Source organism: Rhodoferax sp. GT1R46 (assembly GCF_056521285.1).
Window position 1 is genome coordinate 576,223 of record NZ_JBWMBC010000001.1, and the last position, 15,662, is coordinate 591,884.

The window sequence follows — 15,662 nt, forward strand, 5'->3', positions numbered from 1 at the left end:
GCGCTATTCCCCCAGCGTTTCGGCCCAGGCCAGGGCTTGCAGGTGCGCCCAGTTGACCTGATTGCTGCTGAGTCCCAGCAGGTTGGCGGCGTGGGCAAATGCGGCGTCGTCCCCGGTTTCACAGGCGATGGTGAGTTCCAGAAATAACGCCAGTGGCCCCGTGCGGTGCAGCAGGGCTTGCGTCACCGTATCGGGCAGCAAAACCGTATCCAGTGCCGCTTCCATGGACATGCCCAGCATGGTGTCGAGAAGCGAGAAAACGCCTACGACAAACGCGTTGTCGCATTCATCGGGCGTCAAAATTTCGGCACCCAGCAGCTCCATGAGTCGCCCCCGAACCACGGCGGTGGTGCCAACAGCTGGCGGGGTGTTGCCTGCGCACGAGGTGGTCATCAGCAGCACCGCCCATTTGAACAGGCGTTTCAAACCCAGGAGCATGACGGCGTGTTTGAACGAGGTGACCTCGGCCGCCAGGCCAAACCCGGCGGAGTTGATAAAGCGCAGCAGGTTGAAGGACAGGGTCGGGTCGCGCTTGAGCACTTCTTCAATTTCTGCGGTGCTGGCCTGCTGGCGTACCAGGTTGATGAGCTGGAGAATCGTCGCCTGCGCGGGACGCACCGTTTGCCCTTGCACCAGCACCGGCTTGGCAAACCAGTAGCCTTGAAACAGATCGACACCCAACTCCGATACCAGCGCATGCTGGGCAGCCGTTTCCACCTTTTCGGCAATCAGCCGGGCAGCAGATTTCTCCCGGGCCAGTTTGACAAAGGAGCCCACCGTCTGGGGCTTGAGTACCGACAGATCGAACTTGATGAAGGATGCCAGCGCCAGCCATGGTGCATAGGAATGCGTCAACACCGAGTAATCGAAAGCCAGGCGAAAGCCGCGTCTGCGGGCATCCTGCAGGCTGGGCACGCGGTCCTGAATCTGGTCTATCTGGGACAGGGGAAGGGGCGGTATCTCCAGCACCACCCGCTCAGGCGCAATCAAATCAAGATGCGCACCGGCCAGGCTGTCATGGGTGCAATTGATGAAGAGGGTCTTGTTGCCGATAAGTGCTTCGTGGTCCGCAGACGACAGCATGTTGAAGAGCAACTGGGCATCGCTGGCGGCGGTGTGCTCGCTGGCAAGCACGGAGCGGTCAAATAGTTCGTAGCCGAAAACGGATCGTTGACTGTCGAGGATGGCCTGGCGCGCGATGGCCCCTGGCACCGCCGGCTCGTGCGGAATTGGAAATGTCGGGGAGGCTGGCATGGGTCGGGTCAATCAAAGGTCCAGCACGCGTTGCTCGAATTCGGCCAGCGGCATGGGCCGACCCAAGAGGTAGCCCTGGTAGGCGTCACAGCCTTGCTGGGCCAGGAAATTTTTCTGATCTTCTGTCTCAACGCCCTCGGCAATGACCGACAGCCCCAGACTGTGGCCCAGGGTGATCACCGTACGGGCGATGGACGCGTCGTTGGCGTCCGTCATCAGATCGCGCACAAAGGACTGGTCAATTTTCAACTGGTCCAGCGGCAAGCGTTTGAGGTAGGACAGGGAAGAGTACCCGGTGCCGAAGTCATCCAGCGAGAAGCCTACGCCACGGTTTTTGAGCGTGGCCATCTTCTCAATGGTTTCTTCGACGTCGTTGACCAGCAAGCTCTCGGTGAGTTCCAGCTTGAGGCGGCGCGGATTGGCACCGGTGTAATCCAGCAAATCCAGCACATAGGATACAAAGTCCGGCTGGCGGAACTGACGGGCGCTCACATTCACCGACAGTGCCAGGTTCGCCATGCGGGATTGACGGGCCCATTGCACCAACTGGGAGCAGGCTGTTTCCAGTACCCAGTTACCCAGTGGAATGATCAGCCCGGTGTCTTCCGCAAGGGGAATAAATTCGCCCGGAGACACCATGCCGCGTTGCGGATGCGGCCAGCGGAGTAAAACCTCGGCACCCAGGGTATTGCCATCACGATCAATCTGGGGCTGGTAGTGGAGCAGAAACTGGGCTTTGTGAATGCCCTGTCGAATGTCGGCCTCCAGCGACGCCCGCGCCGTGACAATGGCCTGCATGGTGGGGTCAAAAAAGCGCAGCGTGTTGCGGCCCGCAGCCTTGGATTGGTACATGGCCAGGTCGGCCTGTTTGAGCAGTTCGTCGGTCGACTCGTGGTGGTCGTTGTACAGCGTGATGCCAATGCTCGGAGTGATGTGGTATTCCAGCCCCGTGAGCCGGTACGGCTGGTTGATGGCTGCCAGCGTCTTTTCTCCCACTGCTTTGGCCATGGCTGCGGCTTCTTCCGGGCTCTTGCTCAGCTCCTCCAGCAACACCACAAATTCGTCTCCTCCCAGGCGGGCCACCGTGTCGCCCTGGCGCATGCACTGGGTTAGCCGGCGAGCCACTTGCTGCAACAGCCGGTCACCCATGTCATGGCCCAGGGTGTCGTTGAGGGTTTTGAAGTTGTCGAGGTCGATGAATTGCAGTGCGCCGGTGCGGCCACTGCGCGCACTCAAGGACAGGGCCTGACGCAGCCGATCCAGCAAGAGGCGGCGGTTGGGCAATGCCGTCAGCGGATCATAAAAGGCCAGCTTATTGATCTCTTCTTCGGTGGCTTTGCGCTGGGTAATGTCCGTCAGGCTATTGACGTAATGGGTAATGGTGCCGTCGTCACCCTTGACCGCTGTCACGGCGCAATAGCTCGGGAAGACATCGCCGTTCTTGCGCTGATTCCAGATTTCGCCGCGCCATGCGTCTGATTGCTGAACGCCAGCCCACATCGCCTCGTAAAAACCGGCAGCATGGCGGCCCGAGTTGAGAAAATCGAGTTTTTTGCCAACGACTTCGTCCGCGTTGTAGCCGGTAATTTCCGTGAACGCCGGATTGATACGCAGAATACGCTCGTCGGCCCCGGTGATGGCCACGCCTTCTTGGGAGTTGAACGCGGTGGCCGCTATGCGCAGGTCGGATTCGGCTTGCTTGCGCTGGGTGATGTCCCTCGACAATACGATGAAACGCGGTTCATCTTCTGTTCCACCGGGTTTGAGTGTCACTGAAATCTCATACCACCGGCGGCTTCGGGATGTCTCCACCATGAACTCGCCACCCTGCGAATGACCGAGCTTCAGCGCCTCCCGCACGGACGTCATTACCGTGTGGGCTGCGTCCGGAGGCAGGACGTCAGCGACCTTTTTTCCTAAAAAATGCTCAGCAGAGGGAGAGGTGGTGTCGGACCGCGAGGCGTGGTACTCATAGTAGGTTCCATCGAGCCCAATTTCCAGAATCAGGTCGGGAATGGCGTCCAGGGTGGCCTGCAGCCGGCGTTGTGAAGCGGCTATTTCCCGTGTGCGTTCCGCAATCAGGATTTCCTGTTGTTCACCCCGGTTTCGCTGTCGCACCAGCAAATGGGCGGTGTAGGCCAGTGTCAGGCTAAACGCCAGGCCAACCACAATCTGGAGCATCAAACCAGGTGCGCCTCCCCATCCTTTGACCGGGGCGATGCTGAGCGTCCACTGCCCGTTGGGCACGTCCAGCTTTTGCTCGACGGGGTTGTCCAGTTCAGTGGCTGACGAAGAGGCAATGACTTGCCGGGCGCCCGTGGCGGGGTCAGGGCGCCACAGGGTATATCCCAGCCCCAGGTCCGCCAATTGGGCAAGGCGGCTGCTTGCCAGCGCCTGAGGAAACCGGATGGTCACCGAGGCCAAGCCCCAAAATTCCGGCTTGCCTTGCGCATCGTCCAGAAAGATAGGCAGCCGTCCTACGGCGCCCAGACCGCCCTGAACCAGTTCAAGTGGCCCTGCCAGCGTCAGCTGGCCGGTGTCGCGTGCCAAACGGGCCTCCCGCCCTTGCGTAACACTGTTGAGTTGATCGAAGCCGATCGACTTTTCATTACCGGCCAGAGGGGCCACACGCTGCACGACGCCACCGGGTGACAGGGTTAAATGGGACACGCCCGGGTACAGCTTCACCATCTCGGTTGCCACACCTTCAAAGTCAGGCACGTTGCCTTTGCCTTGGCGTACCATGGCGGCAACTGCATAGGCGGCTGACAAGGCGCGCTCCATGGCGGTCTGAATCGAGTGCGCATGGTCGCTGGTGAGGTATGCAATGCGCAGGCGCTCGTCCTGCACCGTGCGTTGTTCCAGGTTCCAGATCACTGCGAAAGACGCCATCGCACCCACCAGAAAGACAGCGAAGGCCACCACCCATGGGCGACCCATGCTCGGCGCTGGCGTGGGGACGCGGTGGTTCATCGGTGTGGTTTGTCTCTGGTGTGCATGGGTTTTTTGATATTACTTGGTTTTGCAAGGAGTTTGTCATGCGGGCAGGGGTTATGTATGCAATGGGGGCAGCGCTGCTGTTTGGTATGGCTACGCCACTGGCCAAGGTGTTGTTGCTGGACGTTCATCCGCTGATGCTGGCGGCGCTGCTGTACCTGGGCTCTGGCTTTGGACTGGCACTGGTTCGGATGTTGCGGCGCGAACGCAGTGCCTTGCCGCAGGGCACCCAGTGGCTGTGGCTGGCGGGCGCCGTACTTGCCGGGGGTGTGTTCGGCCCCGTGCTGCTGATGCTGGGTCTGAGCGGCTTCAGTGCGTCAGGGGCTTCGCTGTTGCTCAACAGTGAAGGGGTTCTTACCGCATTGCTGGCCTGGTTTGTGTTCAGGGAGAACCTGAACCGCCAGGTTGCGCTGGGCATGCTGGTCATTGCCATCGGTGCGGTCGTGTTGAGTTGGCCGGCCAGTGGTGATGTGCAGGGCGGTAGTCTGGTGTCTGCTTCACTCATTGTGCTGGCCTGCCTGGCTTGGGCGATAGACAACAATCTCACAAGAAAAATTGCGCTTCTGGATGCAGGATTCATTGCCATGAGCAAGGGCCTGGCTGCAGGCCTAGTGAGCCTGGGGCTGGCTTTGCTGTCAGGTGCGACAGTGCCTGCGCTGAGCGTAGTGGCCAAGGCGGCGTTTTTGGGTTTTGGCAGCTATGGGGTCAGTCTGGTGTTGTTTGTGCTGGCACTGCGCCACCTGGGCGCAGCGCGCACCGGCGCGTACTTTTCTGTGGCACCGTTCGCGGGGGCCCTGCTGTCGGTGGTGTGGCTTGGTGAGCCATTGACGGGTCCGCTGCTGGTGGGTGGCGCACTGATGGCCGTCGGCGTCGTCCTGCATTTGACAGAGCGGCATGCGCACAGCCACGACCATGCGCCGCTGGAGCACGACCACATGCACTCGCATGGCGATGACCCGCACCATGAACATGCCCATTTGCAGCCCGTTGCGCCCGGTGTGCAACACCAGCATCGGCACAGCCACCTGCCGCTCAGCCATAGCCATGCGCACTTTCCTGACGCACATCACCGCCATCGGCACTGAATCACGGTTTTAGCGGCAAGGTAAAAGACAAGGGGCGGCAATACCAGCATCTGCAAAACGGGTGTGACCCCGATGCCAAGCCCGGGAATCAGGGGCATCCGGGCGGTGTAGGCCCAGCGATGCAGCGTGTGCACCGCAATCCACTCTACCCCGACAGCCAACGCAAGGCCCATGCCCAGCATGACGGCGTAGCCCGCCAAGCCAGGGCGTTCAAACCAGTCTGCACGCTGGAATGCGGCACAGCCCGTAGCGTGAATGATCCACACCAGAACGCCGTCTCCCAGAGCAGCAACAAAGCAATGCCACCCCATGGCCCGGAAGGAATCCATGCCAACGAACAGCGGGCCGTGGGCAAGTTCCCACGGGTAATTGAGCGCCACGGCTACCAGGAATATCGCGCCCAGGTCTCTCAACGTATCCCCGCCAGTGGCGTGGGCGCTCATGGCTTCAAGCTGCTTTGTAGGAGTGGTAAACCCGCGTGCTGCCGTCGCGCTGGATGAGCAACACCGCATACGGGTCTTTGCGTCCGCCGTAAATGGCACCATCCATGCCGGGTGAGCCCACCGGCATGCCCGGCACGGACAGGCCAATGGCAGCAGGCCGCTCTTTCAACAAGCGGTGAATCTCGCGGGCGGGTACATGCCCTTCAATGGCGTAGCCACCCACTAGCGCGGTGTGGCACGAACCCAGTTTGTCGGGCACACCCAGCCGGGTGCGGGCTGCGTCATTGCCGGTTTCAAACACCCGCACGGCAAAGCCGTTGGATTCCAGGTGGCTGACCCAGTCTTTGCAGCAGCCGCAACTTGGGTCTTTCCAGACCTCGACTTGCGGTTTGCTCTGGGCCAGCAAACCCGGTGCGATGACTGCACTGCCAACCAGGGTCGCGAGGGCCTGAACAAGGTGTCTTCTTTGCATGGTGCTCTCCTTATGGGGGCGATTACTTCGCTACTTCGATCGTGGTGATGACGATAGCGCCATCACGCTTTTCAGCGCTGAAATTCACCTTGTCACCGACCTTGACCCTGTCGAGCAGGGCCGGGTCCAGCGCTTTGAAAACCATGGTCATGGGGGGCATTTCCATGTTTTTGATCTCACCGTGTTTGAGCGTGATTTTCTGGGCTTCCTTGTCAATTTTCTTGACCTCGCCAGCGGCCATGTCCGGGGCGGTCTGTGCCAGCAGAGCGGTGGAAGCCAGGGTGGTGGTCGCGAGCAGAGCGGCGATGGCGAAGCGTTTGAGGTGGGTCATGGTGGGTTCCTGGTTACGGTTAATTGGAGGCAACTTGTGCTTTTGCCTTTGATTTTGTCGATGCAACGGCAATGCTGCCTTTCATGCCCGCGTCATAGTGCCCGGGGTGCAGGCAGGCAAAGCTGATGGTGCCGGCTTTGGTGAACTGCCACACCATCTCGCGGGTCTGGCCGGGCTTGACGGTGAGCATGTTGTCGTCGGCATGCTCCATTTCGGGGAACTTCTTCATCACCTCGTAGTGGTCCTTCAGGTCTTTGGCGGTGCCCAGCACGAATTCGTGGCTCAACTGACCGGAATTCTTGACGACAAAGCGGATGGTCTCGCCCTGCTTGGCCTTGATGTTGGAGGGGGTGAAGCGCATGGCGTCGCTCATGTCGATTTCAATGGTGCGGGTGACCTGGGCTGCCACGCCCGCCTTGCCGATCGTGGCGTCGCCGTCGGCATGGGTATGGCCTCCGGCATGGTTTCCTGTGGCAAACGAGCTGCTAGCCCCCGCCAATAGTGCGCAGGCAGCTATGAATTTGATAGTGTTTTTCATGGTGTTTCCTTGTGGGTGAAATCAGTGGGCCATCGAGCCCATGGGTTTGCGGATCTGAACTTCGGTGGCTTTGGCGGGCGTTTGCGCCCGTGGCATGGAGCCCTGGCTTTCTGACTGGAAGCGGGCCGGGTCCGGCAATGCCCCCGTCCACTCGAACGCCTGGGTCCCGGCGGGCTGCTTGTACCAACCGGGGTTGCTGTAGTCGCCGGGCTTCTGGTCTTTGCGCACCTTGAGCACGCTGAACATGCCACCCATTTCTACGCCACCGTAGGGGCCGCTACCCGTCATCATGGGGGCGGTGTTGTCGGGAATCTGCATTTCCATCTCACCCATGTCAGCCATGCCGCGCTCACCCATCACCATGTAATCGGGCAGCACTTTTTGCATCTGCTTGACCAGGCCTTTGTGGTCCACGCCAATCATGGTGGGCACGTCATGGCCCATGGCGTTCATGGTGTGGTGGCTCTTGTGGCAATGGAATGCCCAGTCGCCTTCCTCGTCGGCCAAAAACTCAAATTGCCGCATCTGGCCCACCGCAATGTCGGTGGTGACCTCGGGCACGCGCGCGCTCAAAGGCCACGGTCCGCCGTCACTGCCGGTTACCTTGAATTCGTGGCCGTGCAGGTGAATGGGGTGGTTGGTCATGGTGAGGTTGCCCACCCGGATGCGCACCTTGTCACCCAGGCGCACATTGAGCGAGTCGATGCCGGGGAACAGGCGGCTGTTCCAGGACCACAGGTTGTGGTCCAGCATGGTCATGATCTTGGGCGTCTTGCTGCCGGGGTCAATATCATAGGCATTGAGCAGGAAGCAGAAGTCGCGGTTGACTTCGTCTATGAGCGGGTTCTTGAGCTTGGGGTGGGTGACCCAGAAGCCCATCATGCCCATGGCCATTTGCGTCATCTCATCCGCATGCGGGTGGTACATGAAGGTGCCGGGGCGGCGTGCCACAAATTCATAGACAAAGGTCTTGCCCGGCTGGATGGACGGCTGGGTGAGGCCGGAGACGCCATCCATGCCATTGGGCAGCCGCTGGCCGTGCCAGTGCACGCTGGTGTGCTCGGGCAGTTTGTTCGTCACAAAAATGCGCACCCGGTCGCCTTCTACCACCTCGATGGTAGGGCCGGGGCTCTGGCCGTTGTAGCCCCACATGTTGGCTTTGAAGCCGGGCGCCATTTCGCGCACCACGGGCTCAGCTACCAGGTGGAACTCTTTCACCCCCGCGTTCATGCGCCAGGGCAATGTCCAGCCGTTCAGGGTGACGACCGGGTTGTAGGGCCGGCCGGTGCTGGGCACCAGCGGAGGCATGGTGTCGGGCTTGGCCTGGATGACGGGCTCGGGCAGAGCGGCCATGGCCACGCGGCTGACGGCTGCGGCGGTGACCGCGGTAGCTGCACCGGCAAAGAAGCGGCGGCGGTTGAGGGTGTCGGGTTTCATATTCATTTTGAAGTTCCGCTCAGGGCGGTTTGCAGGTCAGCATCGGTGAGCCAGAAGTCGCGTTGGGCATCAATACTGGCGTTCACTGCCATGACGTTGGCACGGGCGTCGGCCAGCACTTCAAAAATGCTGGAGATCATCCCGCTGTAGCGCAACAACATTTCCGAGTTGATGAACTGGTGCAGCGGCACCACCTCATCGCGGTAATAGCGCGCCAGGTCATAGGCGGTGCGGTAGCCGTGATAGGCCTCGCGCGCCTCACTGCGGGCACGCACACCCACCTCGCGTACACGCGCAACCGACTGCAAATACAGGTTTTGCGCACGCGCACTGCGGGCGTTGCCCCAGTCAAAAATGGGCAAGGGCAACTCAATACCCACGCCGCGTTTGACCTCCGAAGTGCCCGCTGCGTTGTCGGTAATGGTGTTGTGGGTGATGCTCACGTCCAGTGCGTTGATAAAGCCATTGAGCTTCACAAAACCGGCTGAGTCCGCCACGTAGGCGGCTTCGCTGACGGCGCTCTTGACGTCCAGCCGCTGGCGAATAGCCTGCGCTTCGACGTCCTGCATGTCGCGCGCCACTTTGGGAAGGTCGGGCAGGCGCTCGGGCAGCTGGTAGGTGGTCTGCGTGCCCCACAAACCCATTAACCGGGTGAGTTGCTCACGGCTGGAAAAAGCGGATTGCTCGGCGCGCGCCAGTTGCGCGGTGGCATCGACCAGAAAAACCTGCTCACGGGCCTGGTTCAGGCGGCTCCAGTTACCCACTTTGGCAAGTCGCCGCGCAAGCTCGGCGCCCGCTTCAGCGGCTTCTTTCACGTCGCGCATGTAGCGGGCGGTTTGCTGGGCGGCCACGGCGTTGATCCAGGCCTTGCGGGTGTCTGCGGCCAGCTTCACCACCTCTTGCGCAGCCTGCAGTTTGGCCAACTCGGCTTGTCGCCCAGCCCACTGGCTGCGCCAAGGCAGGGTGAGCAGACCGATCACGTCGAAGCGCAGCACACGCTCGATTTCAACCGTATCTCCCTGGGTCAGACGGCCCAGTGCCAGGGTTGGATTGGGCAGACTTCCCATCTGCACACGGTCGGCATCGCTCAGGCCCAGCGTGGCCAGGGAGGCGTGCAGGCCGGGGTTGTTGAGCATGGCAATGCGTACCGCGGACGCGTCACTCACCGGTTGCGCCAGCAGGTCGGCGATGGCTTTGTCGCCCTCCGGTGTGGGACCACGGCTGAGCGTGCCGTCCACACCGGCGGTCTTGCCCTGGGTGAGGGCTTGCACATCACCTATGCCGCCATCGGGTGACACGGTGGCGCAACCCGCCAGCAGGGCGACCACCGCAGCAGCACAAGCCAATTGTTTGAATGATTTCATGGTGTAGCCCCCGTACTACCTGCGCGAGGCGCTATGTTTTTTGTAGCGTCAGGGACTTTGGCGGCCTGGGCCTCTTCCCAGCGCAGAATGTCCATATGGCCGCGTTTGAACTGGCCGACCTCGGCGTTGGCGCGTTTCCAGTCGGCTTCTTCGGTCTCGACGCCTGTGGGTGTGTCGATAAAGACGGAGCGGTAAAGCACCGGGGGCACCAAAGCAGTCGGGGACACTACTGCGGCGATAGCGGCGGTGTCAGGTGTAGGAATAGCAGCGGTTTGCGCTCCAGCGCTTGCAGTGGCAAGCAAAAGCGTGCCCTGCAGCGTGGTGAGACCGGCGCGATAAATGCCAAAGGGGCAAGCGCGCCAAGAAAAGTAGCGAAGGTGCACGAAAAACTCCAAAAAACGAGACATATCCCACTGCAAACAGGCGTTATCTGTTCACTGCGGACGGACTACGGGATTGGGAGTCAGGAAATCGGTGGTTTGAAGCCGGGCGCAGGCGCTGCGCTGGTGAACGCCGTGGAGGACGGAATCGGTACGTAATGCGGCAATTGGCGAGCAACCTGCCATTGCACCTCTGACGCCATCGCTACCGAGTGGCATACCTGACACGTGGTGCAGGTGTTGCAATGGTCCTGGGCGGTATCTTGGGAGACACCCGTCGCCGCTGGTACACCCACATTGGCTTGCGCATGATCCGGGCAATGGCTACGGTCATTTGGCGTTGCGTTCGAGGAAAAAAGGGCTGTAGCCCCCGTAGATATTGCGTGAACCGCTCCTGATTTTGTAGCGACCAACTGCTGCTGCGCCATCTCCAGCGCCATCACGTCACCCGCCCAGCTGCGCAACGGCAGCAGGACGATCATGAGGGCGAGGAGAAAAAAGCGCATAGACAGATGATACTTTGGCTGCAGCAAAGTTCCTTTACCTGAGGAATACGGTGGCCGCACCATCGAGTTTGAAGACGGCGACGGATTGCACCAGCTCCAGTGCCTGCGACTTGAGGCTGGAGGCTGCTGCTGCCATTTCTTCGACCAGCGCCGCATTTTGCTGCGTGGCCTGGTCCATTTGCGTGACCGCTTCACCCACTTGGGCAACCCCGGACGCCTGCTCATTGCTGGCGGCGCTGATTTCACCCATGATGTCGGTCACACGTTTGATGCTGGCCACCACCTCTGCCATAGTGGAGCCCGCCTGATCGACCAGTGTGGTGCCATGTTCGACCCGCTCCACGCTGGCGCCAATCAGGCTCTTGATCTCTTTGGCCGCTTCGGCACTGCGGCCGGCCAGTGAGCGCACTTCCGAGGCCACTACGGCAAACCCGCGTCCCTGCTCGCCCGCACGCGCCGCTTCCACGGCCGCGTTCAGGGCCAGGATGTTGGTTTGAAAGGCAATGCCGTCAATCACGCTGATGATGTCGGAAATTTTCCTTGACGACTCATTGATGCCCTTCATCGTTTCCACGACCTGCCCGACCACAGTGCCACCCCGCACCGCAACGGAAGAAGCGCTCAACGCCAACTGGTTCGCCTGTCGCGCAGAATCGGCGTTCTGCTTCACGGTTGAGCTGAGTTCCTCCATGGACGCCGCTGTTTCTTCCAGCGCGCTGGCCTGCTGCTCAGTGCGGGCAGAGAGATCATGGTTTCCTTGTGCGATTTCCGCGCTGGCGGTCGCGACGCTCTCGGAGCCCTGCCGCACGCCCGAGACCACACTCGACAAGTTGGTCTGCATGTCATTGAGGGAATTCAGCAGTTCCGTGGCTTCATCGCGTCCAGAACTGTGAATCTCCTGGGTGAGGTCGCCATCCGATATGAACCGGGCCGCGGTGGAGGCCTGTTGGAGGGGGATGACGATCGAGCGGGTGAGCATGAACGCCAGGTAAGTTCCCAATAGCAACGCCAGAGCGCCGCTGGCCATCAGAATCTGTCGCCCGGCAGCCGCCTTCATTTCTGCAACGGCGAGGGATTTTTCGTAATTGGCCTGCTGCCTCTTTTCCATCTGGCGAATCGAATCGATATAAGCGTCTGCCAGAGGCAGAAGCTCCTTGTCCATGGCCGCCTGAACGTCTTCACCGGCCGCCCGCTTCTTGAGAAGATTGGCGCGGGGGGTTCGATAGGTCTCGCGGGCTGCATCCACCTTGGCAATCAAGCCCTTTCCTTCTTCGGATTGCACCAGTTCCACCAGGCGTTTGCGGGCCCGTTCCACGGATGCCGATGATTTGTCCATTTCGGCCTGCCACATGGGCACGCGACTCGGATCTGTCCCCAGTAGCAGCGCCTTGGTACGTATCCAGTTCAGCTCGGTGGTTTGTCGCCATTCCAGCGCGAGCTGCAACTTTTCGTTGTCGGTGGTGCCCAGTACGCGCGTAGTAGAGGCCAGTTCCTGGAGGCGCCAGACCCCCACGCCGATGCTGATCGTCAAGATCACCAAAATGATGCCGAAGGCCAGACCCAGGCGCGTGCCGATTCGAAGATTGCGGATTGCGTTCATGTTCATTCCAGAAAAATCAAAAGTTTTCCCAATCCGCATCACCCCCAGCCGGTTTGGATGGGTTGCTGCCCCTGGGTACCGACATGGCGCGCTGCGAGGGCGAACCCGCCACACCTTGTGCCCGCCGTTCGATGCCTTTGAACGGGGTGGTTTTGGGTGTACTCGACCGCACCGACGCTCTCGGAGGGGCTGATCTCTGGGCGCCGCCGTAGTTGCCGCCAGCCAGCTTGAACACGGCAACCGTTTGCACAAGTTCCTGTGCCTGCGACTTCAGGCTGCTCGCCGCCGCCGCCATTTCTTCCACAAGTGCCGCGTTTTGCTGGGTGGCCTGGTCCATCTGGGTTACGGCTTCGCCAACTTGGGCCACACCCATAGCTTGCTCATTGCTGGCCGCACTGATCTCGCCCATGATGTCGGTGACCCGCTTGATGCTGCTGACCACCTCGGTCATGGTGGCGCCCGCTTGATCCACCAATGCGGTGCCATGTTCCACCCGCTCCACGCTGGCGCCAATCAGGTTCTTGATCTCTTTGGCCGCTTCAGCACTGCGTCCGGCCAGTGAGCGCACCTCCGACGCCACGACCGCAAACCCGCGCCCCTGCTCGCCAGCGCGTGCCGCTTCCACCGCAGCATTCAAGGCCAGGATGTTGGTCTGAAAGGCAATGCCGTCGATGACACTGATGATGTCGGCAATCTTGCGGGATGACTCGTTGATGCCCTTCATGGTGTCCACCACTTGGGACACCACCTCGCCGCCTTTTACGGCCACGGTGGACGCACTGGCCGCCAATTGGTTGGCCTGTCGGGCGCTGTCGGCGTTCTGTTTGACGGTGGAGCTCAATTCTTCCATGGACGCAGCCGTTTGCTCCAGTGCGCTGGCCTGTTGTTCGGTGCGGGCGGACAGGTCGTTGTTGCCCTGGGCAATCTCTGCGCTGGCCGTGGCGACACCTTCAGAGCCCTGGCGAACGCTGGATACCACCGTGACCAAAGACTGGCCCATGGCCGCGAGCGCCTGCATCAGCGAGGCCACTTCATCCTTGCCTTGAACCTGGATGGATTGGCTCAGGTCGCCCTGAGCGACCGCATTGGCCACTTCAATGGCGCGTGCCAAAGACTGCGACAGGTTGCGAATGAGAAAGATACTGAACAGGACGACCAACGGCAATCCAATAGCCAGTGAAGCCAGGGCAGCAAAACGGATGATGGTGTAGCGCTGGACCGCCGTGTCATATTCTGTTTTTGCTATATCCAGTTGCAGCTTTTGCAATGGCGCCAGGCTGATACGCACTTTTTCATACAGCGGCGCCATGACCTCGCTGCTGAGGCGTCGCCCCTCAATCAGGTTCATTTCCCGAATGGCACTGGTGGTCGGCGCAAGCCCTTCCTGCAGTGCTCGGGAGCGCTCCGTCGCAAAGGCTTTGGCAAGCGCAGCCTCCTCAGGGCTCAGGCTGGATGCCGCGTATGCCTCCCATTGCCGAGTGCTCTCCTTGGAGTTGACATCAATTTCTGCCAGGTACTTATTGATATTTTCCGGGTTGGATTCCGCCAGGGAGTATGCGACGAGTAGCTGGTTGCGCAGGGTAACCCGCAAAACGTCGTCCAGTTGTGCCAACGGTATCGTCCGGTCCTGATAAACCGATTGAAGGGCGTCATTCGCTTTGGTGATTCCGTACAGCCCCATCGCTGCACCTGCGACAAGCATGATGCATAGTGTGCTGACCAGCAGCGCTAGCCGGGTCGAAATTTTAAAGTTGTTCATGGGATCTTCGGCCAGGCGGTAGTTATTGTGCTGTCTGCAAACCCGTGGGCGCAACAACGAGAACATGATACGTGTTGGAACCAAGCTGTGCTTGCTTGCAGGCTTGATGTGTGTCAATCATTAGTCATACTGGTTTGGGCAGGGAATTGATCTCGTCGTCCGTAAATCCAGCGAGTCTGCGGGCCGCCAGATTGAAAGGTGGTTTGAGTCGGGGCGCACCGTGCCGGGCTGCGGCTTCGGCGTGGAACGCAATTGCATCCAGACCGTCGCGCTCGCAAAGCCAGTGGTACCAGTGGTTGCCAATGGCAACGTGGCCCACTTCTTCCTGCAGTATGACGTCAAGTATCACAACGGTCTCCAATGCACGGGGAGTGCCCACCTTGCGCAGCTTGGCCTGGATGATGGGCGTCGCGTCCAGTCCCCGCGCCTCTAGCGTGCGTGGGACCAGGGCCATGCGGGCAATAACGTCATGGCAGGTGTTTTCACACATGGTCCACAAGCCGTCGTGGGCTACAAAGTCGCCGTAGTCGTGTCCCTGGGTTTGCAGGTGGGCTCTCAGTAGCCCGAAGTGTTTGGCTTCTTCTGCTGCCACGCGCAACCAGTCGCGGTAATACGCCGCTGGCATGTCGGCAAAGCGCCAGATGGCATCGAGCGCCAGGTTGATGGCGTTGAACTCAATATGGGCAATGGAGTGCACCAGGGCGCAGTGTCCCTCGGCCGTGTAGGGTGAGCGCCGGGGCACCTGCTGGGGGTGCACCAGTTCCGGCTTGACCGGGCGGCCCGGCTGATTCGGGGGGCTCAGACGGGCGTGGCAGTCCGGCTCCAAGGCAGGAGATTCGTTCCACAGGGCTCCCGCGGCGGCCACTTTCAGGCCCGGGTCGGTGGTGCAAAAGGCTGCAAGGGCGCGTTGTCTAAGTTCCATCCCTACAATTCTAGGTAGTCCGACATTCAGGAAATACCATGGCAATTTATGAACTCGACAATATCAGCCCCCGAATCGCGGATTCGGCATGGGTGGCTGACAGCGCGCAGGTGATGGGCAATGTGGAGCTGGCCGAAAATTCCAGCGTCTGGTTTGGTGTGGTCATCCGCGGCGATACCGAAGTGATTCGCATCGGCAAGGGCTCCAATATTCAGGACGGCAGCGTGATGCATGCCGACATTGGCAAACCGATCACCGTGGGCGACAACGTGACGGTGGGGCACAAGGTGATGCTGCACGGTTGCACCATTGGCGACGGTTCGCTGATTGGCATTGGCGCGGTGGTGCTCAACGGCGCCAAAATCGGCAAGGGTTGCATTGTGGGCGCCGGGGCTCTGGTGACGGAGGGCAAGGAGTTTGCCGATGGCTCCATGATCATTGGAAGTCCCGCCAAAGTGGTGCGTGAGCTGACCGCAGAGCAGCAGGCGGGTCTCCAGATGAGTGCCCTTCATTACATCGAAAACGCCCGCCGCTTCAAGGCCGGGCTTCACAAAATCGCATAGACGGGATTCAA

Annotated in this window: 15 protein-coding genes; 2 read left to right on the forward strand and 13 right to left on the reverse strand. The window is 60.5% G+C overall.

Annotated elements, in window-relative coordinates:
- Nucleotides 1-3: 3 nt before the first annotated feature.
- Both AC097W_RS02760 and AC097W_RS02765 read right to left on the reverse strand, forming a co-directional pair.
- Nucleotides 4-1,254, reverse strand: coding sequence for an EAL and HDOD domain-containing protein (locus tag AC097W_RS02760; protein WP_479600784.1), 1,251 nt, complete (start codon nt 1,252-1,254; stop codon nt 4-6).
- A 12-nt stretch (nt 1,255-1,266) separates the two neighbouring features.
- Nucleotides 1,267-4,227 carry a bifunctional diguanylate cyclase/phosphodiesterase gene (locus AC097W_RS02765; protein ID WP_479600785.1) on the reverse strand — a complete coding sequence of 987 codons (2,961 nt, stop codon included), beginning with the start codon at nt 4,225-4,227 and terminating at the stop codon, nt 1,267-1,269.
- A gap of 65 nt (nt 4,228-4,292) precedes the next feature.
- On the opposite strand from AC097W_RS02765, the gene AC097W_RS02770 reads away from it, so the two are divergent.
- Nucleotides 4,293-5,336, forward strand: coding sequence for a DMT family transporter (locus tag AC097W_RS02770; RefSeq protein ID WP_479600786.1), 1,044 nt, complete (start codon nt 4,293-4,295; stop codon nt 5,334-5,336).
- Here the strand turns inward: AC097W_RS02770 and AC097W_RS02775 are convergent.
- From AC097W_RS02775 to AC097W_RS02825, 11 genes are all read right to left on the reverse strand, one after another.
- Nucleotides 5,318-5,779 carry a hypothetical protein gene (locus AC097W_RS02775; protein WP_479600787.1) on the reverse strand — a complete coding sequence of 154 codons (462 nt, stop codon included), beginning with the start codon at nt 5,777-5,779 and terminating at the stop codon, nt 5,318-5,320. The genes AC097W_RS02770 and AC097W_RS02775 overlap by 19 nt on opposite strands.
- Nucleotides 5,780-5,783: 4 nt before the next feature.
- The gene (locus AC097W_RS02780; protein WP_479600788.1) at nt 5,784-6,251 is read right to left on the reverse strand and encodes a DUF411 domain-containing protein; all 468 of its coding nucleotides are present in this window, start codon (nt 6,249-6,251) and stop codon (nt 5,784-5,786) included.
- A gap of 22 nt (nt 6,252-6,273) precedes the next feature.
- Complete coding sequence (locus AC097W_RS02785; RefSeq protein WP_479600789.1) at nt 6,274-6,582, reverse strand: copper-binding protein; 309 nt, start codon at nt 6,580-6,582, stop codon at nt 6,274-6,276.
- Nucleotides 6,583-6,601: 19 nt separating this feature from the next.
- Nucleotides 6,602-7,120: a cupredoxin domain-containing protein gene (locus AC097W_RS02790; protein ID WP_479600790.1), complete on the reverse strand. Its 519-nt coding sequence runs from the start codon at nt 7,118-7,120 to the stop codon at nt 6,602-6,604.
- A gap of 21 nt (nt 7,121-7,141) precedes the next feature.
- Nucleotides 7,142-8,563, reverse strand: a complete 1,422-nt coding sequence (locus tag AC097W_RS02795; protein WP_479600791.1) for a multicopper oxidase family protein — start codon at nt 8,561-8,563, stop codon at nt 7,142-7,144.
- Entirely contained in the window at nt 8,560-9,921 is a 1,362-nt protein-coding gene (locus tag AC097W_RS02800; RefSeq protein WP_479600792.1) for a TolC family protein, read from the reverse strand. The genes AC097W_RS02795 and AC097W_RS02800 overlap by 4 nt, the downstream gene beginning before the upstream one ends.
- Nucleotides 9,918-10,328 (reverse strand): hypothetical protein, encoded by a 411-nt coding sequence (locus AC097W_RS02805; protein WP_479600793.1) that lies wholly within the window; start codon nt 10,326-10,328, stop codon nt 9,918-9,920. The genes AC097W_RS02800 and AC097W_RS02805 overlap by 4 nt, the downstream gene beginning before the upstream one ends.
- A gap of 56 nt (nt 10,329-10,384) precedes the next feature.
- A complete protein-coding gene (locus AC097W_RS02810; RefSeq protein ID WP_479600794.1) occupies nt 10,385-10,807 on the reverse strand; it encodes a hypothetical protein in 423 nt (140 codons plus the stop codon).
- A gap of 34 nt (nt 10,808-10,841) precedes the next feature.
- Entirely contained in the window at nt 10,842-12,407 is a 1,566-nt protein-coding gene (locus AC097W_RS02815) for a methyl-accepting chemotaxis protein (RefSeq protein ID WP_479600795.1), read from the reverse strand.
- A 16-nt stretch (nt 12,408-12,423) separates the two neighbouring features.
- A complete protein-coding gene (locus AC097W_RS02820) occupies nt 12,424-14,166 on the reverse strand; it encodes a methyl-accepting chemotaxis protein (protein WP_479600796.1) in 1,743 nt (580 codons plus the stop codon).
- Between the two features lie 124 nt (nt 14,167-14,290).
- Nucleotides 14,291-15,088, reverse strand: coding sequence for a ferritin-like domain-containing protein (locus tag AC097W_RS02825; protein WP_479600797.1), 798 nt, complete (start codon nt 15,086-15,088; stop codon nt 14,291-14,293).
- A 38-nt stretch (nt 15,089-15,126) separates the two neighbouring features.
- Between AC097W_RS02825 and AC097W_RS02830 the strand changes: the two genes are divergently transcribed.
- Nucleotides 15,127-15,651, forward strand: a complete 525-nt coding sequence (locus tag AC097W_RS02830; RefSeq protein ID WP_479600798.1) for a gamma carbonic anhydrase family protein — start codon at nt 15,127-15,129, stop codon at nt 15,649-15,651.
- The last annotated feature ends 11 nt before the right edge of the window (nt 15,652-15,662 follow it).

Excerpts from the sequence above, each read along its gene's own strand:
- AC097W_RS02785 (WP_479600789.1), bottom strand. The coding sequence starts at position 6,582 with ATGACCCACCTCAAACGCTTCGCCATCGCCGCTCTGCTCGCGACCACC.
- AC097W_RS02775 (WP_479600787.1), bottom strand. The coding sequence starts at position 5,779 with ATGAGCGCCCACGCCACTGGCGGGGATACGTTGAGAGACCTGGGCGCG.
- AC097W_RS02790 (WP_479600790.1), bottom strand. The coding sequence starts at position 7,120 with ATGAAAAACACTATCAAATTCATAGCTGCCTGCGCACTATTGGCGGGG.
- AC097W_RS02805 (WP_479600793.1), bottom strand. The coding sequence starts at position 10,328 with ATGTCTCGTTTTTTGGAGTTTTTCGTGCACCTTCGCTACTTTTCTTGG.
- AC097W_RS02780 (WP_479600788.1), bottom strand. The coding sequence starts at position 6,251 with ATGCAAAGAAGACACCTTGTTCAGGCCCTCGCGACCCTGGTTGGCAGT.
- AC097W_RS02765 (WP_479600785.1), bottom strand. The coding sequence starts at position 4,227 with ATGAACCACCGCGTCCCCACGCCAGCGCCGAGCATGGGTCGCCCATGG.
- AC097W_RS02795 (WP_479600791.1), bottom strand. The coding sequence starts at position 8,563 with ATGAATATGAAACCCGACACCCTCAACCGCCGCCGCTTCTTTGCCGGT.
- AC097W_RS02810 (WP_479600794.1), bottom strand. The coding sequence starts at position 10,807 with ATGCGCTTTTTTCTCCTCGCCCTCATGATCGTCCTGCTGCCGTTGCGC.
- AC097W_RS02770 (WP_479600786.1), top strand. The coding sequence starts at position 4,293 with ATGCGGGCAGGGGTTATGTATGCAATGGGGGCAGCGCTGCTGTTTGGT.
- AC097W_RS02825 (WP_479600797.1), bottom strand. The coding sequence starts at position 15,088 with ATGGAACTTAGACAACGCGCCCTTGCAGCCTTTTGCACCACCGACCCG.
- AC097W_RS02820 (WP_479600796.1), bottom strand. The coding sequence starts at position 14,166 with ATGAACAACTTTAAAATTTCGACCCGGCTAGCGCTGCTGGTCAGCACA.
- AC097W_RS02830 (WP_479600798.1), top strand. The coding sequence starts at position 15,127 with ATGGCAATTTATGAACTCGACAATATCAGCCCCCGAATCGCGGATTCG.
- AC097W_RS02760 (WP_479600784.1), bottom strand. The coding sequence starts at position 1,254 with ATGCCAGCCTCCCCGACATTTCCAATTCCGCACGAGCCGGCGGTGCCA.
- AC097W_RS02800 (WP_479600792.1), bottom strand. The coding sequence starts at position 9,921 with ATGAAATCATTCAAACAATTGGCTTGTGCTGCTGCGGTGGTCGCCCTG.
- AC097W_RS02815 (WP_479600795.1), bottom strand. The coding sequence starts at position 12,407 with ATGAACGCAATCCGCAATCTTCGAATCGGCACGCGCCTGGGTCTGGCC.